At 67.8% G+C, this 22,901-nt stretch carries 24 protein-coding genes; 12 read left to right on the plus strand and 12 right to left on the minus strand.

All coding sequences use genetic code 11. The features are described from left to right. The first annotated feature begins 10 nt into the window (after window positions 1–10). Entirely contained in the window at window positions 11–976 is a 966-nt protein-coding gene (gene gshB, locus N825_RS11895) for a glutathione synthase (protein ID WP_037451450.1), read from the plus strand. 33 nt (window positions 977–1,009) lie between these two features. On the opposite strand, the gene N825_RS11900 is transcribed toward gshB, so the two are convergent. Continuing rightward, entirely contained in the window at window positions 1,010–1,756 is a 747-nt protein-coding gene (locus tag N825_RS11900; protein ID WP_037451453.1) for a creatininase family protein, read from the minus strand. 23 nt (window positions 1,757–1,779) lie between these two features. Further along, the gene (locus N825_RS39750; RefSeq protein WP_063833753.1) at window positions 1,780–3,081 is read right to left on the minus strand and encodes a hypothetical protein; all 1,302 of its coding nucleotides are present in this window, start codon (window positions 3,079–3,081) and stop codon (window positions 1,780–1,782) included. A 292-nt stretch (window positions 3,082–3,373) separates the two neighbouring features. On the opposite strand from N825_RS39750, the gene N825_RS11910 reads away from it, so the two are divergent. Continuing rightward, window positions 3,374–4,897, plus strand: coding sequence for a YifB family Mg chelatase-like AAA ATPase (locus N825_RS11910; protein WP_037451457.1), 1,524 nt, complete (start codon window positions 3,374–3,376; stop codon window positions 4,895–4,897). Between the two features lie 42 nt (window positions 4,898–4,939). On the opposite strand, the gene bdcA is transcribed toward N825_RS11910, so the two are convergent. Then, the gene (gene bdcA, locus N825_RS11915; RefSeq protein WP_037451460.1) at window positions 4,940–5,653 is read right to left on the minus strand and encodes an SDR family oxidoreductase; all 714 of its coding nucleotides are present in this window, start codon (window positions 5,651–5,653) and stop codon (window positions 4,940–4,942) included. Between the two features lie 73 nt (window positions 5,654–5,726). Here bdcA and N825_RS11920 point away from each other — a divergent pair, with 73 nt between their 5' ends. After that, window positions 5,727–6,317 carry a TetR/AcrR family transcriptional regulator gene (locus tag N825_RS11920; protein ID WP_037451462.1) on the plus strand — a complete coding sequence of 197 codons (591 nt, stop codon included), beginning with the start codon at window positions 5,727–5,729 and terminating at the stop codon, window positions 6,315–6,317. A gap of 22 nt (window positions 6,318–6,339) precedes the next feature. Here the strand turns inward: N825_RS11920 and N825_RS11925 are convergent, their stop codons facing one another. Then, window positions 6,340–7,257, minus strand: a complete 918-nt coding sequence (locus tag N825_RS11925) for a LysR family transcriptional regulator (protein ID WP_037451465.1) — start codon at window positions 7,255–7,257, stop codon at window positions 6,340–6,342. 92 nt (window positions 7,258–7,349) lie between these two features. Between N825_RS11925 and N825_RS11930 the strand changes: the two genes are divergently transcribed. The 3 genes from N825_RS11930 to N825_RS11940 all read left to right on the plus strand — a co-directional run bounded on the left by N825_RS11930 (window position 7,350) and on the right by N825_RS11940 (window position 9,288). After that, window positions 7,350–8,162, plus strand: a complete 813-nt coding sequence (locus N825_RS11930; protein WP_037451787.1) for an NAD(P)H-dependent oxidoreductase — start codon at window positions 7,350–7,352, stop codon at window positions 8,160–8,162. A gap of 91 nt (window positions 8,163–8,253) precedes the next feature. Beyond that, window positions 8,254–8,616 (plus strand): cyclic nucleotide-binding domain-containing protein, encoded by a 363-nt coding sequence (locus tag N825_RS11935; protein ID WP_198038297.1) that lies wholly within the window; start codon window positions 8,254–8,256, stop codon window positions 8,614–8,616. 30 nt (window positions 8,617–8,646) lie between these two features. Next, window positions 8,647–9,288: a LysE family translocator gene (locus N825_RS11940; RefSeq protein WP_037451471.1), complete on the plus strand. Its 642-nt coding sequence runs from the start codon at window positions 8,647–8,649 to the stop codon at window positions 9,286–9,288. A 24-nt stretch (window positions 9,289–9,312) separates the two neighbouring features. Here the strand turns inward: N825_RS11940 and N825_RS11945 are convergent, their stop codons facing one another. Next, the gene (locus N825_RS11945) at window positions 9,313–12,489 is read right to left on the minus strand and encodes an efflux RND transporter permease subunit (RefSeq protein WP_037451473.1); all 3,177 of its coding nucleotides are present in this window, start codon (window positions 12,487–12,489) and stop codon (window positions 9,313–9,315) included. Then, window positions 12,486–13,691 carry an efflux RND transporter periplasmic adaptor subunit gene (locus N825_RS11950; protein WP_037451475.1) on the minus strand — a complete coding sequence of 402 codons (1,206 nt, stop codon included), beginning with the start codon at window positions 13,689–13,691 and terminating at the stop codon, window positions 12,486–12,488. Before N825_RS11950 ends, N825_RS11945 begins: the two co-directional genes overlap by 4 nt. Before the next feature lie 490 nt (window positions 13,692–14,181). Here N825_RS11950 and N825_RS11955 point away from each other — a divergent pair, with 490 nt between their 5' ends. From N825_RS11955 to N825_RS11975, 6 genes are all read left to right on the plus strand, one after another. Further along, window positions 14,182–15,156, plus strand: a complete 975-nt coding sequence (locus tag N825_RS11955) for a tripartite tricarboxylate transporter substrate binding protein (RefSeq protein WP_051512124.1) — start codon at window positions 14,182–14,184, stop codon at window positions 15,154–15,156. 157 nt (window positions 15,157–15,313) lie between these two features. Beyond that, window positions 15,314–17,023: an FAD-dependent oxidoreductase gene (locus N825_RS11960; protein ID WP_037451477.1), complete on the plus strand. Its 1,710-nt coding sequence runs from the start codon at window positions 15,314–15,316 to the stop codon at window positions 17,021–17,023. Window positions 17,024–17,118: 95 nt separating this feature from the next. Then, window positions 17,119–17,274, plus strand: coding sequence for a hypothetical protein (locus N825_RS38865; RefSeq protein ID WP_157619130.1), 156 nt, complete (start codon window positions 17,119–17,121; stop codon window positions 17,272–17,274). Between the two features lie 438 nt (window positions 17,275–17,712). Further along, the gene (locus N825_RS11965) at window positions 17,713–18,081 is read left to right on the plus strand and encodes a MarR family winged helix-turn-helix transcriptional regulator (RefSeq protein ID WP_037451479.1); all 369 of its coding nucleotides are present in this window, start codon (window positions 17,713–17,715) and stop codon (window positions 18,079–18,081) included. A gap of 81 nt (window positions 18,082–18,162) precedes the next feature. Next, the gene (locus N825_RS11970) at window positions 18,163–18,501 is read left to right on the plus strand and encodes a hypothetical protein (RefSeq protein ID WP_037451482.1); all 339 of its coding nucleotides are present in this window, start codon (window positions 18,163–18,165) and stop codon (window positions 18,499–18,501) included. A gap of 25 nt (window positions 18,502–18,526) precedes the next feature. After that, window positions 18,527–19,315: an inositol monophosphatase family protein gene (locus N825_RS11975; RefSeq protein ID WP_037451485.1), complete on the plus strand. Its 789-nt coding sequence runs from the start codon at window positions 18,527–18,529 to the stop codon at window positions 19,313–19,315. A 36-nt stretch (window positions 19,316–19,351) separates the two neighbouring features. Here the strand turns inward: N825_RS11975 and N825_RS11980 are convergent, their stop codons facing one another. The 6 genes from N825_RS11980 to hisH are packed head-to-tail and all read right to left on the minus strand — an operon-like array spanning window position 19,352 to window position 22,886. Further along, window positions 19,352–19,714 carry a histidine triad nucleotide-binding protein gene (locus N825_RS11980; RefSeq protein ID WP_037451791.1) on the minus strand — a complete coding sequence of 121 codons (363 nt, stop codon included), beginning with the start codon at window positions 19,712–19,714 and terminating at the stop codon, window positions 19,352–19,354. Next, window positions 19,714–20,067 (minus strand): phosphoribosyl-ATP diphosphatase, encoded by a 354-nt coding sequence (locus tag N825_RS11985; protein WP_037451488.1) that lies wholly within the window; start codon window positions 20,065–20,067, stop codon window positions 19,714–19,716. The genes N825_RS11980 and N825_RS11985 overlap by 1 nt, the downstream gene beginning before the upstream one ends. Further along, on the minus strand, window positions 20,064–20,849 hold the full coding sequence (gene hisF, locus N825_RS11990; RefSeq protein ID WP_037451491.1) for an imidazole glycerol phosphate synthase subunit HisF: 786 nt from the start codon (window positions 20,847–20,849) through the stop codon (window positions 20,064–20,066). Before hisF ends, N825_RS11985 begins: the two co-directional genes overlap by 4 nt. After that, window positions 20,850–21,617 carry a 1-(5-phosphoribosyl)-5-[(5-phosphoribosylamino)methylideneamino]imidazole-4-carboxamide isomerase gene (hisA, locus tag N825_RS11995; RefSeq protein WP_037451494.1) on the minus strand — a complete coding sequence of 256 codons (768 nt, stop codon included), beginning with the start codon at window positions 21,615–21,617 and terminating at the stop codon, window positions 20,850–20,852. After that, window positions 21,614–22,189 carry a GNAT family N-acetyltransferase gene (locus N825_RS12000; RefSeq protein ID WP_037451496.1) on the minus strand — a complete coding sequence of 192 codons (576 nt, stop codon included), beginning with the start codon at window positions 22,187–22,189 and terminating at the stop codon, window positions 21,614–21,616. Before N825_RS12000 ends, hisA begins: the two co-directional genes overlap by 4 nt. A gap of 52 nt (window positions 22,190–22,241) precedes the next feature. Further along, entirely contained in the window at window positions 22,242–22,886 is a 645-nt protein-coding gene (hisH, locus tag N825_RS12005) for an imidazole glycerol phosphate synthase subunit HisH (RefSeq protein WP_037451499.1), read from the minus strand. Between the last annotated feature and the right edge of the window lie 15 nt (window positions 22,887–22,901).

Below are 22,901 nucleotides of genomic sequence, written 5' to 3' on the forward strand. Positions count from 1 at the left end.
GGAGCCCCCGATGAGTCTCGCCGTCGCCATCCAGATGGATCCGATCGAAAGCATCAACATCGATGCCGACAGCACCTTCATGATGGCCCTGGAGGCGCAGCGCCGCGGCCACGCGCTGTTCCACTATCTGCCCCAGCACCTCAGCTTCCGCCAAGGCCGGCTGTACGCGCGCGTACGTCCGCTGGAGGTCCGGCGCGAGTACGGCAACCACTTCAGCTTCGGAGCGCCGGAGAGCGTCGATCTGGCGACGATGGACGTGGTGCTGATGCGCCAGGATCCGCCATTCGACATGGCCTACATCACCGCGACGCATCTGCTGGAGCACATCCAGAACGACACGCTGATCATCAACGATCCGATCCATGTCCGGAACGCGCCGGAGAAGCTGTTCGTCACCCACTTTCCCGACCTGATGCCGCCGACGGTGATCACCAGCGACAAGGCCGAGATCCTGGCCTTCCGGGACGAGTTCAAGGACATCATCGTCAAGCCGCTGTTCGGCAATGGCGGGGCCGGCGTCTTCCACCTGAAGCCGGATGACGAGAACCTGGGATCGCTGCTGGAGATGTTCACCCAGCTCTACCGGGAGCCGGTGATTGTGCAGAAGTACTTGCCGGAGATCCGCCAGGGCGACAAGCGCATCATCCTGATCGATGGTGAGCCAGGCGGGGCGGTCAGCCGCATTCCCGTGACCGGCGAGGCGCGCGCCAACTTCCACGCCGGAGGCGGCGCCCAGAAGACGACGCTGACCACCCGCGAGCGCGACATCTGCCTGGCGATTGGCGAGACGCTGCGGGAGAAGGGGCTGGTCTTCGTCGGCATCGACGTGATCGGCGACTACCTGACGGAGATCAACGTCACCTCTCCGACCGGCATCCAGGAGATCAACAAACTGGACGGCGTCCAGCTCGAAGTGACCCTGTGGGACGCGATCGAGACCCGCCACCACGCGCGCCATGGCGGCAAGCCGGTCTGAGACCGGCCACGCATCCACGGCAAGGCGGCCGCGTCATTCCTCGTGGACGAACTTCTGGTACTTCTCGGCCAGCGACGCGACCGCCGCGTCATATAGCCGCTTGCCATGCTCCGGCCGCGCCAGGCCGGGGTTGGAACCGATCCGGCCATCGGGAAAGCGCCGGCGATAGTCGCGGGCGTCGTAGAACGGTCCGCTGGGCGCTATCGGCGGGTCGAGCGGCGCTTCCTTGATGTGGTTCGGATGGGTGTACTGGACGACCGAGACCTCGCTGGGAGTCGCGTGGCTGCCCTCGGCGACGCCGAACAGCTCCCGGCTCAGCGCGTGGACGCTCTCGCTCTCCCACCAGCTGATCACCCGGCAGCGCAGGTTGGGCGCCTCGGCTCCCCGTTCCGCCCGCAACTCGGCGTAGATCTCGTTGAAGGCGGCGCGGACGGTCGCGATGTTGCCGCCATGGCCGTTGACGAACAGGAACCGCTCGAACCCATGGTCCGCCAGCGCCGTAACGTAGTCGCGGATCACCAGCACCAAGGTCGAGGGCCGCAGCGTGACCGTGCCGGGGAACTCCATGTGGTGGACGGCCATGCCCACCCCGATCGTCGGCCCGACCAGGGCGCCGGTGGCGGCGCCGACACCCCAGGCGATCTCCTCGGCGCAGAGCGCGTCGGTGCCGATCAGGCCGTTCGGTCCGTGCTGCTCGGTCGAACCGATCGGCATGATGATGCCGCGCGATGTCTTCAGGTAGTTCTCGACCTCGGGCCAGGTGCTCAGTTGCAAACGCATGGTGTATCCAGGTTGTTGTCGGATCAGGTTTGCCGGAGCGTCAAGGCCGCTCCCGGATCGCTCAGGGGGGATCCCGTCAGCGACCAGCGCCCGGCTCGGAACTGGAACGTGTCGAAGCGGGCGGTCGGGCGTCCACTGCCGTGCAGCAGCACGATGCTGTCGCCATCGACCCGCCAGCGCGTCTCGGTCGGCCTGCCACCGGAGATCGAGCCGTCGGCTGACAGGCGGAGCGTCGCCAGCGTCTGGCCGTTCCCGGCGTCGAGCGCCCACTCCCCGACGGTGGGATCGACCGGGATCGGCAAGGCGCCGGGCGGGGTCGCGGCGGGGGCCGTCTCCCCGCTTCGGACGGCGGGGTCCCGCAGCACATGGCCAGCGTTGGGATTGGCCGCGTCGGCTCCGGTGATCACGGCGCCGTCGCCGCCGTTCTCGATGGAGGAGAAGCGGAACGAGGTCCGGCCCTCGGCGTCGTAGAAGCTGAGGGTGCCGTTCTCGACCGACCAGAACCGCGCCCTTGCGACCGTGTCGCCGGCGATGCCGCCATCCGGCGCCAGCGTGATGGTGCCGAGAGGAGCGGCATTGGCCGGGCCGAAGACGAGGGTGCGGCCAGCCAGGAAAACCTGGTCGAGCGACGCCGCGCCTCCGCTCGTCCGCCGGGGCGGTTCCGGCATCGGATCGGGAGCGGCCTGGAAGCTTGGGGCGTCAGCAGCCATCCCGCCATCACCGCTGACGACGCGAAGGTTGCCGACCGGTACCGTGCCGTACTGGCTGGAGAATGTCAGGGTCCAGCCGTCGCCCTGCTGCTGCGACACGCCGGAGATCCTGTGGTCGCCGGTGTCGTACACGGTGACGATGCCGCCGACATCGACCGCGAGCCGGTTGGCGTGACCGAAATAGGCGTAGCGGATGTTGTTCTGGCCCCCGCTTGAGTTGGGCTGGCCCAGGTCCGACGGCCACCATGAGCCGCTGTTCCAACCGCCGAAAGATCCGGACACGCTGGAGGAGGCTTGATTGAAGGTTTGGCCGGGAGACTGAATCGGCATCGGCTCCCACAGCCAGCCCTGGTCGTTGGACAGCAGGGTGGACAGTTCGAAGCAGATGTTATCCACCCGCGCCTTCAGCGCGTTGTTGAACAGGTCGCTGACCATGGTCATGCCGCCCATCATCCACTGGCCCGATCCGCCGAAGTCGGGATGGCTGAACTGGGCCATGGTGCCGCCGCCGCGCACCAGCGCGTCCAACATGGTCAGCACTCCGTCCGTGCCGACGCCATGGCGCTGGGCAATCTCGGCGACCTTCGCCTGCCCTTCAGAAGTCAAATTCCGCATCGCCAGTCCGCCCCATCCCACGATTTAACCAATCCCGCCGCTCCGCCGCCCCTCGGGGACGCCCGGTCCAGCCGTGCCGCGTCTTACCATGCCGGCCCTTGGCTGGGAAATCCGACAAATTCGATTTACGACCTTCCCCAGGGAGAGCGGAAGCCACCGTCCGTTATGTTGCCCTTGGTTGCTTCCGCGACAATCCGACTTGATCAATGGCGATCAAAGAGTCTTCGATGCGCTGGCGGTTCCATGCCTTTGCCCATACAATCGCGTGTATCGGCAGGCGAGGAGCGTCACATTGGTTGCGCGGGTGAATACGGTGGCGTTCCAGGGCATCGACGTCCTGGACATCGATGTGCAGGTCCAGGTGTCCGGTGGGGTCGTCGCCTTCACCGTGGTCGGCCTGCCCGACAAGGCGGTCGGAGAGAGCCGGGAGCGGGTCCGGGGCGCTTTCCAGGCTCTCGGATTGTCGCTGCCGCCCAAGCGCATCACCGTCAACATGGCGCCGGCCGACGTCCAGAAGGAGGGCAGCCACTATGACCTGCCGATCGCGCTGGGCCTGCTGGTCGCGATGGGCATCCTGCCAGCCGAGGAGATCGCCGGCTACACCGCGCTGGGTGAACTGGCGCTGGACGGCAGCCTGACCGCCGTCGCCGGCGTGCTGCCCGCCGCGATCGGCGCCGCCGCCCACGAGCGCGGCCTGATCTGTCCCGCCGCTTGCGGCAGCGAGGCGGCCTGGGCCAGCGGGATCGAGGTGCTGGCTCCCCCCACCCTGCTGGCGCTGATCAACCACTTCAAAGGGACCCAGATCCTGGTGCCGCCCAAGCCGCACATGGAGGAGATATCCACCAGCATGCGCGACCTGCGCGACGTCAAGGGCCAGGAGACCGCCAAGCGGGCGCTTGAGGTGGCGGCCTGCGGTGGGCACAATCTCCTGATGGTTGGGCCGCCCGGCTCGGGCAAGTCGATGCTGGCGTCCTGCCTGCCGGGCATCCTGCCGCCGCTCGACGCGGAGGAGACGCTGGAGGTCTCGATGATCCACAGCGTCGCGGGCTATCTCCAGGGCGGCAGGCTCCTGCGCAACCGCCAGTTTAGGGAGCCCCATCAGGGAACCAGCCTTCCGGCGTTGGTTGGCGGCGGCTCCCGCGCCAAACCGGGTGAGATCAGTCTGGCGCACAATGGCGTGCTGTTCCTCGACGAGTTGCCGGAGTTCCCCCGCCAAGTGCTGGAGGCGCTGCGCCAGCCGCTCGAAGGGGGCAAGGTCACGATCGCCCGGGCCAACCACCACATCACCTATCCGGCTCGGTTCCAGCTGATCGCGGCGATGAACCCGTGCCGCTGCGGCTACCTGGGCGACGCGTCGCGCGCCTGCTCGCAAGCGCCCAAATGCGCGACGCAGTATCAGAGCAAGATCAGCGGCCCCCTGTTCGACCGCATCGACCTCCACGTCGACGTGCCGCCCGTGAGCGCCGCCGACCTCAGCCTGCCGCCCCCCGCCGAGGGCAGCGCCGAGGTGGCGGTCCGGGTCGCGGCGGCGCGCGAGGTCCAGTCCGACCGCCTGCGGGTTCCCGGCTCCAGGACCAAGGGTCCCCGTACCAACGCCGAGGTCGATGGCGAACTGCTGGAGCGGATCGCCGCCCCCGACCAGTCCGGCCGCGCCCTGCTGACCGAGGCCGCCGAGCGCATGCGCCTGTCCGCGCGGGGCTATCACCGCGTCCTCCGCGTCGCCCGCACGCTGGCCGACATGGCGCACAGCACCGGCGTTCGCCGCCAGCACATCGCCGAGGCGCTGAGTTACCGGCGCGTGGTTCCGGGAAAGTGACGCGGGAGTGCCCGGGACGACGGCGCCCCGGGCCTCATCCAGTTAGGCGCCGAAGGCGCCGTCGATCGTGTGCATCGCTCCGGTCACGAAGCCCGCTTCGGGCCCCGCCAGCCATGCCACCATCCCCGCGACCTCCTCGGGCCGGCCATGGCGCTTGATCGCCATGAAGCTGTGCATCAGGTCCCGCATCGGCCCGTCCTCCGGATTGGCGTCGGTATCGATCGGTCCCGGCTGCACGATGTTGATCGTGATGCCCCGTGGCCCGAAATCCCGCGCCAGCCCCCGCGCCAGTCCCTGCAAGGCGGATTTGCTCAACGCGTAGGATGCCATGCCCGGAACGGGCATCCGATCGCCGTTGACCGATCCGATCACGATGATCCTGCCGCCTTCCGGCATCCGCCGGGCCGCCTCGACCGATGCGTGATAGGGAGCGTGGATGTTGACACGGAACAGCCGGTCGATCTCGTCCGGGTCCTGCTCCAGCGCGTCGCCGAACACGGCGAATCCGGAATTCACCACCAGCACGTCCAAGGGTCCGCTGTCACGCACCCGCGCGATCACCGCATCCCGGTCGGCGCTGTCGGTCTGGACCGCGGTGGAGCCGGTCTCGGACGCCAGCCGCGCCGCCGCGTCACGCGACCCGGCATAGGTGAAGGTGACCGCCGCGCCCTCCGCCGCGAAGCGCCGCACGATCGCGGCCCCGATCCCCCGGCTGCCGCCGAGCACCAGAACGGACTTCCCTTGAAACGCGGCCATCGGGCCCTCCTTGAGAATTAACGTAGGAGTTGCTACATAAACCTCGCGATTCCGCCCGTCAAGGTATTTTGTAATGAACCCTACAGAACGACCCCGCCCCCGCGGACGGCCCCGCCGCTTCGATCCCGACGAGGCGGTCGCCATCGCCCAGCGCCTCTTCCATGCCCGCGGCTACGATGCGGTCAGCGTCGCGGACCTGACCGAGGCGTTCGGCATCAACCCGCCCAGCTTCTATGCCGCGTTCGGCAGCAAGGCCGGCCTCTATGCCCGCGTTCTCGACCGCTACACCGGCACCAGCGCCATTCCGCTCGACGACCTCTTGCGGCCCGACCGCCCCGTGGCGGAGTGCCTCGCGGCGGTATTGACCGACGCCGCCCGCCGCTACGCCGCCGAACACGCCGCCGGCTGCCTCGTGGTGGAAGGATGCCGCAGCGACGACCGGGAGGCGCGCGAGGCGTCACGCGCCTTGAACGTCGCCGCCGAAGGCGTCATCCGCCACTACATCGCGGCCCGCCATCCGGAGGACGCCGAGCGTGTAACCGACTTCGTCAGCACCACCTTGTCCGGGCTCTCCGCCAAGGCCCGCGACGGATACCGCGTGGACCAATTGCTCGCCACCGCGCGCCTCGCCGGGCTGGCCCTCGCGCGGGCCCTCCCCGACTGACGGCGCGCGATCCGGCCCGCCGTCATTTCACCAGCCCGGGAATGGAACCGCTCCGGTCGGTGAGGAAATCGATCAGCAACCGAACCCGGGCGACGCTCGCCCGCTCCGGAACGATCAGCATGCTCAGCGGCACGGAAGGCAGCGCATAGTCCGTCAGGATCGGCGCGAGCTTGCCGGACTCCAGGAGATCGTCGACCAGCCATCGATGAGCGGGCGCGATCCCCCGCCCGGCCACGAGGGCTTCGCGCGCGGCGAGGCCATGGTCGAGCCGGAGGCGGCCGCCAAAAGGCGCCATGTGGCTTTGGCCATCGGGTCCCCGCAGGGTGAGGATGTCGCTTCCCGCCACGTTCGACATCCGGATCCCCTCGTGCGGGGACAGGTCCCCCGGTGACAGGGGTGTTCCACGCTCCGCCAGATAGCCAGGCGCCGCCACGAGAATTCGCTGGCTTTGCCCCAAAACCCGAAGCTTGAGGGAGCTATCCGCGAGCGGTCCCAGGCGGAGGGCCAGATCGACACCCTCCCGCACGAGATCGACGCGCTCGTCGGTCAAGTTGAGGTCGACGCCGATCTCGGGATAAAGGTCCTGGAACGCGAAGATCAGCCGGCTGACATGCAAGACCCCGATGGCGGCCGAGCAGGATACCCGGATCGAGCCGGCGGACGCCCCCCGCTCGCCCCGCGCCTCGTCGGCGGCCCGCTCGACGAGGCGCAGGATCTGGATGCTGTTCTCGTAATAGCGGCTGCCCTCCTCGGTCATCGCGAGGCGGCGGGTCGTCCTGCTGAGCAGCGGAACGCCGACCGCCTCCTCGAGTTCGCGCAGATGCCGCGTGACCGTCGCCTGCCCGATCCGAAGCTCCCGCGCGACCGCCGACAGGCTGCCACGTTCCGCCACGCGCACGAAGGTCCGCATCCGGTCGAGCGTGATATTCGATCTATCCATTTTTCGGCATGATCTTATCCATTGTCCCCATATGGCGCGCGGTACCGGTCTCGTGTAGCTGATGGTTGGTCCACACCATCAGGAAACGGCCCGTGAAAATCCTGCTTGTCTTCGCCCATCCCGAACCGGGTTCCCTCAATGGCGCGCTCCGTCGCGTGGCCGTCGGGGAGTTGGAGGCCCAAGGCCATGAGGTGCGCGTCTCGGACCTCCACGCCGATGGCTGGAAATCGGCGATCGACCGCGCCGACTTTCCCGCGCTGGCACCCGACGCGCGGTTGAGACCGGCGGCCGCCTCGGGCGAGGCGTTCGCCACCGGCGCGCTGACCGCGGACGTCCTGGCGGAGCAGGAGAAGTTGATGTGGGCGGATACCCTGATCCTTCAGTTTCCGCTGTGGTGGTTCACCATGCCGGCGATCCTCAAGGGATGGGTCGACCGGGTATATTCCCATGGCTTCGCCTATGGCGTGGGCGAGCACAGCGCCACCCGGTGGGGCGACCGGTACGGCGAGGGCAGCCTGGCGGGCAAGCGGGCGATGCTGATCGTGACGACGGGCGGCTGGGAGGAGCATTATTCCCCCCGGGGGATCAATGGACCGATCGACGATCTCCTTTTCCCGATCAACCACGGCATCCTGTTCTATCCCGGCTACGACATGCTTCCACCCTTCGTCGCCCACAAGGTCGACCGGCTCGACGAGGCTGGCTTCGACCTCGTCGCGGAACGCCTCCGGGAGAGGATGCGGACGCTGGCCACGACCGCTCCCATTCCCTATCGACGGCAGAACGGGGGCGATTACCTGATCCCGAGCATGCGGCTGCGGCCTGGGCTTGGCCATCCAGGCGAAACCGGCTTCGCGCTCCACGTCGACGGAGGCGACGGCGGCGGGCCCGACCGTCCGGATTGACCCACCACCCGACTTGCGCCCACACCGCCGCTGTTGCACAGTCCGCCTCGCCTCATCATGCCCGATGACCGAATCGCTACGGACGTTCCCGATGGCCGCGACCTTCCAGCACAAGCAATACGAACCCGGTGACCTGATCTTCCAGAAGGGGGATTCCGGCGAGTTCCTGTACCTGGTCGAGCGGGGCTCGGTGATCATCTGGACCGGGACCGAGGATGACAAGCGGGTGCTGGGCGAGGTCGGGACCGGCGGGTTGTTCGGCGAGATGGCGATCCTCAACCGGCAGCCGCGCATGGCCAACGCCAGCGCGTCGGCGGAGACGCGGTTGCTGGAGATGCCGGCCAGCGTGCTGCGCCAGACCATCAACCGGGCCGATCCGCTGCTGGTGCAACTGATCAACGTGCTGATCGAGAACCTGCGCCGCTCGGCCAAGGATACCGACCCGCAGGTTTGACGGCTTTCCCCTCGTCCGGAGTAACGTTCCATGCTCGCCGCTTCCCTGCTCACCGCGTTCTGGGCCGCCTTCGTCCTGGCCCTGGTCAGTCCCGGGCCGAACTTCGCCGTGCTGCTGGGAACCGCGATCCAGCGGGGACGCGCCGCCGCCGTCAGGGTCGCGTTCGGGATGGCGATCGGCGAGGCTGTCTGGGGTTTCGGCGCCGTGTTCGGCGTGGCGATGCTGGCGACGCGGTATCCGTGGATCGGCGTGGCGCTCCGCATGGGCGGCGGGCTGTTCCTGATCTACCTGGCGTTCCTGTCGATCCGCGCCGCGGTCCGGCGGAATGGGAACGGCGACGAAGCCCTCCCGGAACCGTCCTCGGAACCGGGGCCGTTCTCGACTGGCGGCGGCATCCTGCGGGGCTTTGGGCTGATGCTGCTGAACCCGAAGGCGGGCGTCTTCTGGGTGTCGCTGACCAGCGTGTTCATGACGCCGGAGACGCCGGCCGTGATCGGCGTGATCGCGGTGGCCGGCGCCGTCCTGCTGTCGCTGGGCTGGCACACGATGCTGGCGGTGGCCCTGTCCGCCGACGCGGTGGCGGTGGTGTACCGCCGCCTGCGCCGAGGCCTGGAGGCGACGCTGGGCGTCGTCCTCGCGGGCCTCGGGCTGCGTCTGCTGGTCTCGAACTGACCAGCGTCCCCTATTCGGCGGCCGTTATTCCGCCGGAGCGGGGGCCGCCGATGGCGGTGGCGTCGCCTCCCGGCGCTTCTTGGCGAACTTCCGCATGACCGTGTAGAACACCGGCGTGAAGATCAGGCCGAAGAACGTGACCCCCAGCATGCCGGAGAACACCGCCGTGCCGAGCGAGCGCCGCATCTCGGCGCCGGCGCCCTCGGCGATCATCAGCGGCACGACGCCCAGGATGAACGCCAGGGAGGTCATCAGGATCGGCCGCAGGCGGGTGCGCGCCGCCTCGACCGCCGCGTCGAACCGGTTCATCCCCTCGTCCTCCGCCTGCTTGGCGAACTCGACGATCAGGATCGCGTTCTTGGCCGCCAGACCGACCAGGACGACGAAGCCGACCTGGGCCAGGACGTCGACCGCCAAGCCGCCGATCAGCAGGCCGGTGACGGCGGCCAGCAGGCACATCGGCACGATCAGGATGACCGAGAACGGCAGCGTCCAGCTCTCGTACTGGGCCGCGAGCAGCAGGAAGACGAACACGACCGACATGCCGAAGATCAGCAACCCGCTGTCGCCGGCGCCCCGCTCCTGGAACGCCAGTTCGGTCCAGGCGTAGCCGAAGCCGTCGGGCAGCTTCTCCGCCGCGATCCGCTCCATCGCGTCCAGGCCGAAACCGGTGGAGAAGCCCGGCATCGTGTTCCCCTGGATCTCGGTGGACTGGTAGAGGTTGTATCGGGTGACGCGGTAGGGGCCGGTCGTGTCCTTCAGTTCCGCGACCGAGCCGATCGGCACCATCTCGCCCCGGTCGTTGCGGGTCTTGAGGTTGGCGATGTCGCGTGGTTCGTCGCGATAGCCGCCGTCGGCCTGAGCCGTGACCCTGTAGGTCCGGCCGAGGAAGTTGAACTCGTTGACGAAGGTGGAGCCGAGATAGACCTCCAGGGTCTCGAACACGCGATCGGCGGAGACGCCCAGCATCTGGGCGCGCAGCCGGTCGATGTCGGCGAAGATCCGGGGCGTCGAGGTGTTGAACAGGGAGAAGACCCCAACCAGGCCAGGCGTCGTGTTGGCGGCGCCGACGATCTCCTGGGTCGCCTCCTCCAGCGACTTCAGACCCCTGCCCCGCATGTCCTGGACCATCATCTTGAAGCCGCCGGAATTGCCGATGCCACGGACGGGCGGCGGCGGGACGGTGATGATGAAGGCGTCCTGGATGCCGCTGAGCCGGCCCATCAGCTCCTGCTGGATATGATCGGCGGTCAGGCCCTTGGGCAGGCGCTCCGCGAAGGGAGCCATCGCGGCGAAGATGGCGCCGGCGTTGGACGCGTTGGTGAAGGTGGCGCCGTCGAACCCGGCGAACGGCACGGCGTGGTCGACGCCCTCGGTCCCCAGGATGATCTTGGTCGCCTCGCGCACCACCGCGTCGGTCCGGTCCAGGGAGGCCCCGGGCGGCAACTGGATGACGGTGATCAGGTAGCCCTGGTCCTGGGTCGGGATGAAGCCGGTCGGCGCCCGGTTGAACTGCCACCCCGTGACGCCGATCAGCACGCCGTAGACCGCCAGCACCAGCAGCGGCAGCCGGACCAGCTTCCGCGTCATGCCGCCGTAGCCTCCGGATAGCCGGTCGAACAGCCGGTTGAAGCCCCTGAAGAAGGCGTTGATCGGCCGCATCAGCGGCGAGGCCTTCCCGTGCTCCTCGTGGTCATGAGGTTTGAACAGGATGGCGCAGAGCGCCGGGCTGAGCGTCAGCGACACGAAGCAGGAGATCACCGTCGCCGCCGCGATCGTGACGGCGAACTGGCGGAAGAACTGGCCGGAGATGCCGGCGACGAAGGCGGCCGGGATGAACACCGCCGTCAGCACCAGCGCGATGGCGATCAAGGCGCCGCCGACCTCGTCCATGGTGCGGTGGGCGGCCTCGCGAGGATTCATGCCCTGCCGTAGGTTCCGCTCGACGTTCTCGACCACCACGATGGCGTCGTCGACCACGATGCCGATCGCCAGCACCAGACCGAACAGCGACAGGGTGTTGAGCGAATAGCCCAGCGCCGCCAGCACGGTGAAGGTGCCGATCAGCGATACCGGGATCGCGAGGATCGGGATGATCGAGGCCCGCCAGGTCTGGAGGAACAGGATCACGACGACGATGACCAGGACGACCGCCTCGAAGATCGTCTTGATCACCTCGTTGACCGATTCGGCGATGAACTCGGTCGGATTGTAGACGATGTCGTAGCGTAGCCCGACGGGGAACGACTTCGCCAGCTCCACCATGTTCGCCTGGATCAGCTCGGCGGTCGCCAGCGCGTTGGAGCCGGGCCGCTGGAAGATCAGCAGGGGAACGGCGGGCCGCTCGTCCAGATAGCCGTTGGTGCCATAGTCCTGCGCCGCCAGCTCGACACGTCCGATATCGCGGATGCGGGTGACCCGTCCGTCGGGGTCGTTGCGCACGACGATATCGGAGAACTGCCGGGGATCGATCAGCCGGCCCAGCGTCTCGACGTTGAGCTGGAACGCGCCCGGATTGGGGACGGGAGGCTGGTTGAGCACGCCGGACGCCACCTGGACGTTCTGCGAGCGCAGGGCCGCGACCACCTCGCCGGCCGTCATGTTCCGGCTGGCGATCCGGTCCGGATCGAGCCAGATCCGCATGGCGTAGTCGCGGGCGCCGAACACCTGGACGTCGCCGACGCCATCCAGCCGGGCCAGCACGTCCCTCACCTGGAGCGTCGCGTAGTTGGAGATGTAGAGCTGGTCGCGCGACTCGTCCGGCGAGCTGAGATGGATCACCATCAGCATGTCGGGCGAGTTCTTCCTGACCGTGACGCCCAGACGCCGGACCTCCTCCGGCAGGCGCGGTTCGGCCACCGCGACGCGGTTCTGGACCAGCACCTGGGCGGTGTCCAGGTTGGTGCCCAGCGCGAAGCTGATGGTCAGGGCCAGCCTACCGTCGCCGGTCGACTGCGAGGACATGTACAGCATGTTCTCGACGCCGTTGATCTCCTGCTCCAGCGGGGCGGCCAGCGTGTTGGCGACGACCTCGGCGGAGGCTCCGGGATAGTTGGCGTTGACCACGATGGTCGGCGGCGCGATCTCGGGATACTGCGCCACCGGCAGGGTGAAATAGGCGAAGCCGCCGATCAGGGTGATCAGGATCGAGAGGACCGTCGCGAAGATCGGCCGCTCGATGAAGAGATGCGACAGCTTCACGGCCGAGCCTCCGCCGCCTGGATCTCACCGGGCTGGGGGGTGACCTTGGTGCCTGGCCGGGCGCGGACGATGCCGCTGATGATGACGCGGTCGTCGGGATCGAGACCCGAGCGGATGATCCGCAGCCCGTTCTCCATCGGGCCGGGCCGGACCAGCTTGGGCACCACGGTGCCGTCCTCCGCCACGGTCAGGACGATCTTGTTGGACTGGTCGCTGACGATGGCGCTGTCGGGCAGCAGGGTGGCGGTGTACAGCTCGGAACCGGGCAGCCGCAGCCGGCCGAACTGGCCCGGCGTCAGCATCAGATTGGGGTTGGGGAACACGGCGCGCGCCCGGATGGTGCCAGCGCCGCGGTCGACCCGGTTGTCGATGAAGTCGATGTGGCCTTCCAGCGGCCAGTCGCGCTCGTCGAACAGCCGCGCCTGGACCTTGACGCCGCCGTCGCGCTGCTGGAGCAGCAGGCCCTTGGCGGTGGCGCGCTGGTAGGCCAGGAAATCGCCCTCGCTCATGTCGAAATCGAAGCGGATGGGATCGAGCGAGACGATGGTGGTCAACAGGGTCGGCGTGCCGCCGGCGCCGCCGGCGATCAGATTGCCGACGCTGACCTCGCGCCGGCTGATCCGGCCGCTGACCGGCGCCATCACGCGGGTGAACTCCAGGTCCAGTTCGGCGGTTCGAACGGCCGATTTGGCGACCTCGATGCCCGCCGTGGCGACCCGCGCCTCCTGGATGCGCTCGTCATAGACGCTGCCGGACAGCACGTCGCGCTGGCGGAGCGACGCGGCGCGGGCGAGCTGCTGGTTGGCGAGGTCGAGCCGGGCGGTCGCCTGGGCCAGCTGCGCCCGGGCGGACGCCGCCGCGGCCTCGAACGGCCGGGGATCGATCACGAACAGAAGTTGGCCCTTCTGGACCAACTGGCCGTCCTGGAAATGGACCGACTCGAGATATCCACTGACGCGGGCGCGGATCTCGACCGAGTCGACGGCCGAGAATTGCCCGGTGAATTCGTCCCACTCGATCAGTTCGCGGCGCAGCGGTTTGGAAACCGTGACCGGCGGTGGGGGTGGCGCCGCGGTCTGGGCCGCCGCCGGATGTGTGGTGTTGAAATAGCCGTAGGCGCCGATGCCGGCTGCCAAGGCGACAACCGCGCCGGCCAGCCAGACGGCACGGGATCGGGCTCGGTGGGTTGAATTACCAGTCATTATCAGCTCCCTCCTCGGAAGACCGCCGTCATGGTTTCAAAAGAAACGGAATACGGCGGCACAACCCGTAGCGCATTGCCGTGCTAGTCACTGTCTGGAATCAGAGAACCCAGGCTTTCCGCCGCTTTTTTGGGCAGGTGAAACCAGGTTGAGGCGATAAAACTCGACCGTCCATTTGTCCGCTGTGCGCCGCATCACACTTGGAATTGCTAAACGGTTTCAGTAATTCCACAATTATACAAGGGTATTGGCGTCAACTTGTCCGCGCGCCTTGTAATCTAGCCCTTCCACGGGACTCGATCGCGACAAAATTTTCCCGCTACCCGTCAGATTTTTGGGCATCCGGAAGAGCGGCGCGGCCTATCACTTTGGACGGCCATGTTTCCGACACGGTATTTCCGCGTTCGAGTCTGCTAGTATTTCCCCATCAGGCACTCGCGCGCGACCGCGGGCAAGCCCCGGAAACGGACATAAGTGGGAGGAGACAAGCGTGTCACATCATCAATCCAAGCGGCTCGGGACCATCCTGGCCGGCATCGGCCTGGGCGTCCTGCTGGCGGCGGCGCCGGCCCTGGCGGAGGTCAAGAGCCTCGAGATCATCGCGCCGGCCGCACCCGGCGGCGGCTGGGACCAGCACGCCCGGTCCGTCCAGCAGGTGCTGCAGAGCCAGAAGCTGGTGCCGAACGTCCAGGTGGTGAACATCCCCGGCGCCGGCGGCACCATCGGCCTCGCCCAGTTCGTCACCGCCAAGAAGCGCACCCCGACCCTGCTGGTCGGCGGCCAGATCATGGTCGGCGCCATCATCACCAACAAATCGGCGGTGACGCTCGATCAGGTGACGCCGCTGGCCCGCCTGACCGGCGAGTATTCGGCCCTGGTCGTTCCGGCGAACAGTCCGATCCAGTCGCTGAAGGACCTGCTCGACAAGCTGAAGGCCGAGCCGGGCTCGGTCTCGTGGGGTGGTGGTTCGGCCGGCGGCAGCGACCAGATCCTGGCTGGCCTGATCGCCAAGGAGGCCGGCCTCGAGCCGTCGAAAGTCAACTACGTCGCCACCGCCGGCGGCGGCGAGGTGCTGGCCGCCGTTCTGGGCGGGCACATCACCACGGCGGTCAGCGGCTATAACGAGTTCGCTCCCCAGATCCAGGCCGGCAAGCTGCGGGCGCTGGCGGTCTCGTCGGCCGAACGCCTGCCGGGTGTCGACACGCCGACCCTCAAGGAGCAGGGCATCAACCTGGAATTCGTCAACTGGCGCGGCATCTTCGCCCCCGCCGGCCTGAAGCCGGCCGAGGTCAAGGAGTACGACGCCCTGATGACCAAGGTGACGTCCAGCGCCGAGTGGAAGGAACTGGCCAAGCAGCGCGGCTGGATCGACCTGTACCTGCCCTCGACCGAGTTCGCCGCCTTCCTCAAGACGGAGCGCTCGCAGATCGAGACCACGCTGACCGAATTGGGCCTGGTCAAGTAAGGCGGGACGGGATCCGATGAGGGTGGGCCGGGAGGCAATGGACAGCCTCCCGGCTCCCTGCTTTTCCGATCGATCCGTACAAGAACCTTGGACGGCGTATGCCAACCCTCGGCATTGATGGCGGCCACCGCCACCGCCCCCGATCCGAGGACCCGTCATGAGCCTGATCGACAGCCGCCTCCACCAGATGTTTCCCGTGCTCGACGCCGCCCAGATCCTGACGGCTCAGCGCTTCGCCAGCGGTCCGGAGCGGGATTTCGCCCCAGGCGATCTGGTCTTCGATGTCGGCGAGGTTGCGTGCCCGGCGTGGCTCGTGCTGCGCGGGACGATGGAGGTGGCGCGGCGCGACGGTCTCGGTCACGAGAAGGCGATCACGGTGGAGGGGCCGGGCCAGTTCAGCGGCGAGGTCGGCCAGCTGGCGGGCCGGCCCTCGCTGGCCGCCGGACGGGCCGGGCCGGAAGGCTGCACCGCCATCCCGCTGGACGCCGCGCACCTCAGGGCGCTGGTCATCGGATCCGCCGATGTCGGCGAGGTGGTGATGCGCGCCTTGATCCTGCGCCGGGTCGGGCTGATCGAGGGCGGGGCCTCCGGATCGGTGCTGGTGGGACGGCCGGGCCAACCCGACCTCGTCCGCCTGCAAGGGTTCCTGTCGCGCAACGGTTATCCGCACACCACCCTGGACGCCACGAACGACGAGGAGGGCCGCGCGCTGGTCGAGCGGCTCGGCATCCTGGCGGAGGAGTTGCCCCTGCTGGTCTGCCCGACCGGTGCCGTGCTGAGGCGCCCGACGACCGCCGAAGCCGGCATCTGCCTCGGGCTGACGCCCAAGCTCGATCCCGGCAAGACCTATGACGTGGCGGTGGTCGGCGCCGGTCCCGCCGGGCTGGCGACCGCCGTCTACGCCGCGTCGGAGGGGTTGAGCGTGCTGGTGCTCGACCAGCGGGCGATCGGCGGCCAAGCGGGCGCCTCGGCCCGGATCGAGAACTACCTGGGGTTCCCCACCGGCATCTCGGGTCAGGCGCTGGCCGGCCGCGCCTATAACCAAGCCCAGAAGTTCGGCGCGGAGGTGGCGATACCGCTGGAGGTGACGCGGCTGGATCACGGCGGCGCCATTCCGGCGGATGGGCGGACCCATCGTTTGGCACTCTCCAATGGCGACACCATCGGCGCCCGGACCGTCGTGGTCGCCTCGGGTGCCCGCTACCGGCGGCCCGATATCCCTAACCTGGCGGTCTTCGAGGGTGCCGGCGTGTCCTATTGGGCCTCTCCGGTGGAGGCCAAACTGTGCGAGGGCGACGAGGTGGCGCTGGTTGGTGGGGGAAACTCCGCCGGGCAGGCGGTGGTTTTCCTGGCGCCCAAGGTCAAGCGCCTGCATCTCGTCATTCGCGGCGCCGGTTTGGAAGCCTCGATGTCGCGCTACCTGATCGACCGGATCGCGGCGCTGCCCAATGTCGAGATCCACACGGGGACGGAGGTCGGCTCGCTGGAGGAGGATGGGACGCTGGGGCTGGCTGGCATCGGCCTGCGGAACCGCGCCACCGGTGCTGTCAAGACCTGTCCGATCCGGCACCTGTTCCTGTTCATCGGCGCCGATCCCAACGCGGAGTGGCTGGCCGGTCTGGTCGAGGTCGACAGACACGGCTTCATCGTCACCGGACCGGCTGTCTCGGGAGCGGGTGGGAGCGGCGAGGGCGGAGCGCCAGGCCGCCTGCCGCTGGAAACCACCCTGCCCGGCGTCTTCGCGATCGGCGACGTGCGGGCGGGATCGACCAAGCGTGTCGCCGCGGCTGTGGGCGAAGGCGCCGCCGTGGTGGCCCAGATCCACGGATACCTCGCGAAACAAGCCGCGGAACCCGGGCGGCCTTGAAAATCCGGCGATCCAAATCGACGATGGCGATTGACAAATAACATCCGATATCGGATGTATTGCAATGTCGAATTTGTTGATTGGAGGATACCGCCATGTTGCGCATCTGGCGCGCGATCGTGACCCTGTGGCGCGAGGCCGGGACGGCCGCGACGCTGCACAACCTGCCCGACCACGTTAAGAAGGACATCGGCTACATGGCCGACGACGCCATTTTGACGCTCGAACGCATCCGAGATCGGAAGATTTAAGATGTTGCATCTATCCCGAAGTTCGGGATAGATGCCAGCGTCGAACCGACAGACGAAAGCCATTCCAGGCACGCCATCCCAGGCAGCCCACCCAAGGAGACGATCCATGCTCGCCATTCACCGAAGCACCAACCAAGGCGGGATTTACCGCCCGGCCACCGCCTCGATGTTCAAGCCGGCGGGTGTGGTCACCGCGACGAACGCGTTCCTGATAGGATCTCCTGGGTGTTGTGATGCCGATTTACCTGACGTTGAAACGCGGTCCTAAGCTCTATGTGGAGTATGCGCGGTGGGCGTGTCGCGACACCCCGTTCCAGCGGAGCTGGTTCGAGGTCCGGCGTGACCGCGGCGAGTTGCTGTTGTGGGTCGGCCGTTGGCACGCCATCTACACGCCGGCCCGTTGGACCCATCGAACAAACCAGTCGCGAGGAGCCCTGAATGGCGGGAGGCATCCGACATGACGAAATCACCTCGCTGACGCGGGTGCTGGAGGAGTTCCGCAAGCTCGACCCCGATCTGCCAATCCAATACGCCCTGTCGTTCCTGACGCTGGCGGAAAACGAGGGCATTTCGATGCGGGAGCTGGCGGAACGCCTCGGCATCGCGCAATCCTCGGCGTCGCGCAACGTCGCGGCGCTGAGCAAGTGGCACAGCTTCGGCAAGCCGGGGCTTGATCTCGTCCAGGCGGAGGAGGATCCCCGCGAGCGGCGGCGCAAGATCATCTCCCTGACCCCCAAGGGACACGCGCTGATCGCCACGCTGCGCGACCTGATGACGCCCAGCACGCCGCGCGCCAAATCGGCCTGAACTAAAATGGCCTGAACCGAATTGGCTTGAAATCGTCTCTTCACGGGAAAATCGGCGGCCGCCGCGGTATCATGGGTTTCCATGAGCGCACCATCCCCGACCATCTTGTGCCTGACCGCGATCCTGGCGGTGATCCTGGCATCCCCCGCCGCGGCTGCCGCCAAGCCGGAACCGCGCAGCTTCGTCGCCCCGCCGGGCCGCGACGACGACCGGCCCCGCCCAGAGCGCGCGCCGAGGATCGGCGTCGAGCAGCGCCTGCTGCCACCCCCCGGAGCCCCCGACACCTCCCTCCTTCCCGCCGACTCGGTGTTCGGCATGGCTTGCTCCGCCGGCGAGGCGGCGGCGATCCTGCCGTCCGCGAAGTCGCGGTCGGTGGTGCGCTGTCCCGACCCCTTCATCGTCATCGCCGAGCAACCGTGACATCCACAAGCCGAAAGTGCCTGACATGCTCGACCTGGACCGCGTCAGCGGCCTGATCCGCCGGACGGCGGAAGAGAAGATCCTGCCCCGTTTCCGCAACCTTGGCGCTGGCGACGTCACCGAGAAGGCGCCGGGTGACCCCGTCACCATCGCCGACACCGAGGCGGAGATCATGCTGGGCGAGTTGCTCGGCGCCGCCTATCCGAACACCCTGGTGATCGGCGAGGAACTGGTCTCCAAGGACCCGTCGGCCCTGGACGCGCTGCTGGGCGACAAGCCGGTCTGGATCATCGACCCGGTCGACGGCACGTTGAACTTTTCGGAAGGCGTTCCGGTGTTCGGGACGATCCTGGCCTATGTCGTCGGCGGCGAGATCCGGGCCGGCTGGCTGCACGACCCGATCAACGACGTGACGGTGGCGGCGACCTTGGGCGGCGGAGCGTGGTCGGAGGGACGGCGGCTGGAGGGAGACCGCACCACTCCGCTCTCCCAGTCCATCGGATCGGCCTATTGGACGGCGGCGGACTGGCTGGAGCCCGATCCGACGCTGCTGAAATCCGGCATCATCGGTGAGATCCGCAACCATCGCTGCTCGGCGCTGGATTATATCGACCTAGCGCTGGGCAAGCGGCAGTTCGTGCTGTCGACCGGTTCCAAGCCGTGGGACCACGCCGCCGGCATCCTGGTCACCCGCGAGATCGGCGGCGCCGCGTCGTTCCTGGACGGCATGGAGTACAACCTGACCCGGCTGGACGGCCGCGTGCTGGCCGCCAGCTCCCGCCAGTCGCTCGACGCGATCCGCGCGGTCTTCTAAGCTGGGTCTTCTAGACCGTCCCGGTAAAATCCACCTTCACTCCTTCGGCAGCATGCGGCCGAGCCGTTTGCCGCCGAAGATGTGGACGTGCAGGTGGGGAACCTCCTGATGGGCGTTCTCGCCGATATTGGCGAGGATGCGGTAGCCGTCGCCCGCCAAGCCATGGTCTCGGGCGACCTTGCCGATCGCGCGCGTGAAGGCGGCGATCTCGGCGTCGCTGGCCTTTTCCGAGAAGTCGTCGAACGAGACATACGGCCCTTTGGGGATGACCAGGATGTGACTCGGGGTCAACGGGTTGATGTCGTGGAAGGCGAGGGTGTGCTCGTCCTCGTGGACCTTCTTCGACGGGACCTCGCCGCGCAGGATCTTGGCGAAGATGTTGTTGGGATCGTAGGCCATCATTTGCTCCCGCTGCCTTGCTTGCGTGACTTCTTCTCGGCGATGCCGCTGATGCCTTCCCGCTCCGCCAGGATGCCGTAGACGGTCTCCGGCTTGACCCCCATGTCGGCCCACAGCACCATCAGGTGATAGAGCAGGTCGGCGGATTCCTCGGCCAGCTTCTGCTTGTCGCCGCGCATCGCCTCGATCACCGCCTCGACCGCCTCCTCGCCCAGCTTCTGGGCGATCTTGGGCGTGCCGCGCGAATAGAGCTTGGCGGTGTAGGAGGTCGACGGATCCTGGCCCTTGCGGGACATGACGGTCTCGAACAGCCGGTCGAGGATCAGCGCCGTGTTGCCGCCCTGCCCGCTCATGCCGCGGCGCTCCCGGACGCGGCCGCGTCGCGCACCTGGATGCCGGCCTCCGCCATGTGGGCCTTGGCCTCCGAGATCGAGAAGATGCCGAAGTGGAAGATCGAGGCGGCCAGCACCGCCGTCGCGTGACCGTCGCGGATGCCGGCGACCAGATGGTCCAGAGTGCCGACCCCGCCCGAGGCGATGACGGGCACGCGCACCGCGTCGGCGACGGCGCGGGTCAGGTCGATGTCGAAGCCGGACTTGGTGCCGTCGCGGTCCATCGAGGTCAGCAGGATCTCGCCGGCGCCGTATTCCGCCATGCGCCGCGCCCAATCGACCACGTCGAGGCCAGTCCGGTTGCGCCCGCCATGGGTGAAGACCTCCCACTTGCCGGGACCGACCGACTTGGCGTCGACCGCGACGACGACGCATTGCGAGCCGAACTTCTCGGCCGCCTCGCGCACGAAATCGGGTCTGGCCACGGCTGCCGTGTTGATCGACACCTTGTCGGCGCCAGCCAGCAGCAGCTTGCGGATGTCCTCGACCACGCGGACGCCACCGCCGACGGTCAAGGGCATGAAGACCTGTTCCGCCGTCCGGCGGACCACGTCGTACAAGGTGTCGCGGGCCTCGACGCTGGCCGTGATGTCGAGGAAGGTCAGTTCGTCGGCGCCCTCGCGGTCATAGAGCCGGGCTTGTTCGACCGGGTCTCCGGCGTCGATCAGGTCGACGAAGTTCACCCCTTTGACCACCCGGCCGTCCTTGACGTCCAGGCAGGGGATCAGGCGCATCTTGAGCATTCAGATCCCTTCCCCGGTCTTGCCAGCCGAGCCGCCGCCGGCGGGGGCCGACAGCAGCGCCAGCGCCTCGGCCGGGTCGATCCGGCCGTCGTAGAGGGCGCGGCCGCAGATGACTCCGTCGATGCCGGTATGCTCGACTTCCTTCAAGACTTCCAGGTCGGCCATGCTGGAGACGCCGCCCGACGCGATCACCGGGGTCGTCAGGGCGAAGGCCAGATCGGCGGTCGCCTCGACGTTGACGCCGCCCATGGCACCGTCACGGTTGATGTCGGTGTAGATGATGGCCGAGACGCCGGCGTCCTCGAACCGCAGCGCCAGGTCGAGCGCCTTGACGGTCGAGGTCTTGGCCCAGCCCTCCACCGCGACGAAGCCGTCGCGGGCGTCGATGCCGACCGCGACCCGGCCGGGAAAGCGCCGGCAGGCCTCGCGCACCAGTTCCGGATCGCGCACCGCGATGGTGCCCAGGATGACGCGGCGGACACCCCGGTTCAGCCAGTCCTCGATCGTCTTGAGGTCGCGGATGCCGCCGCCCAGCTGGACCGGCATGGCGACCGCGCCCAGCACGCCCTCGACCGCGGCGGCGTTGACCGGCCGTCCCTCGAAGGCGCCATTGAGATCGACCAGATGCAGCCACTCGAAACCCTGGCTGGCGAAGGACTTGGCCTGCGCCGCCGGGTCGGTGTTGAACACGGTGGCCTGTTCCATCTCACCCCTGACGAGGCGGACGCAGGCACCATCCTTAAGGTCGATCGCGGGATACAAAATCATGGCGGCGCTTCGGTAAGGGGCTGGACGGACGGCAGATCGGTGGTGGTCAGATCCTTGGTGAAGAAATGACCGGCCAGGTTCTGGCCGCGCACATTGGCATAGAGAGGATGGGTGCCCCAACGCTGGAATCCCAGCGTCTCATAGAGCGCTATCGCCGCTCTCTGGGTTTCGCGGACATCCAGGTTGAGCACCCGGTAACCCGCCTCACGCGCCGCCGCCTCGACCGCGCGGATCAGCATGCGGGCGAGGCCATGGCCGCGCGCCCAGGGCGCCACGAAGGAGGTGGTCAGCTGGGCGGAATGGGCCTGCGCCTCGTTGTTGCGCGGCGGGGCGACCAACTGGGCCGAACCCGCCACCACGCCATCCAGGCGGGCGATGAACAGGTGCCGCTCGGGGACGATCAGCACACCCTTCCAGTACCGCTCCATCACGTCGCGGGTGGGGGGATCGACCCAGCCGAAGCCACCGCCGTCACGGATCGCGAGATCGGCGGCCTCGCACAGGTCGTTGAGGTCGGCGGAGCGGAACTTGGTGACCCGCTCCACCGTCGCGGCTGTCGTCATCTCAGCCATGCGAATGGTCACCCATGGTTCGGTCCTCCCATCGCTTGGTCCTCCAAATTCCTCAGGGCCGCCAGCGCAGGAAGTTGGCGATCAGCCGGAGGCCGGCCGCTTGGCTCTTTTCCGGGTGGAACTGGGTGCCGACCAGATTGTCGCGCCCGATCACGGCGGCGACCGGGCCGCCATAGTCGACGCTCGCCAGTTCGGTCGCCGGGTCGGCGCAGGCGAAGCGGTAGGAGTGGACGAAATAGGCGTGGTCGCCGTCGTGGAGCCCGGCCAGCGCCGGGTGGTCGGGCCGTTCGATCCGCAAATCGTTCCAGCCCATGTGCGGTATCTTGAGCGCCGTGTCCGCCGGTTCCAGCGGAACCACCTCGCCCTTGATCCAGCCCAAACCCTCCTGGACACCGTATTCGAGACCACGTTCGGCCATCAGCTGCATGCCGACGCAGATCCCGATGAAGGGAATACCGCGCCGGAGCACCGCCTCCTCCATCGCCTCGACCAGCCCGGGCACCGCCCGGATGCCGGCCATGCAGTCCGCGAAGGCGCCGACGCCCGGAAGCACGATGCGGTCGGCCGCGCGCACCGCCTCGGCGTCGTCGGTCACGGTGATGGCGGCGCTGACGCCCGCCTCGACGGCGGCGCGCTCGAACGCCTTGGCGGCGGAGCGGAGGTTGCCTGAACCGTAGTCGACGATCGCGACGCTCATTTGGTCAAGTTTCCA

It is taken from the genome of Skermanella stibiiresistens SB22 (assembly GCF_000576635.1).
Lineage (GTDB): Bacteria > Pseudomonadota > Alphaproteobacteria > Azospirillales > Azospirillaceae > Skermanella > Skermanella stibiiresistens.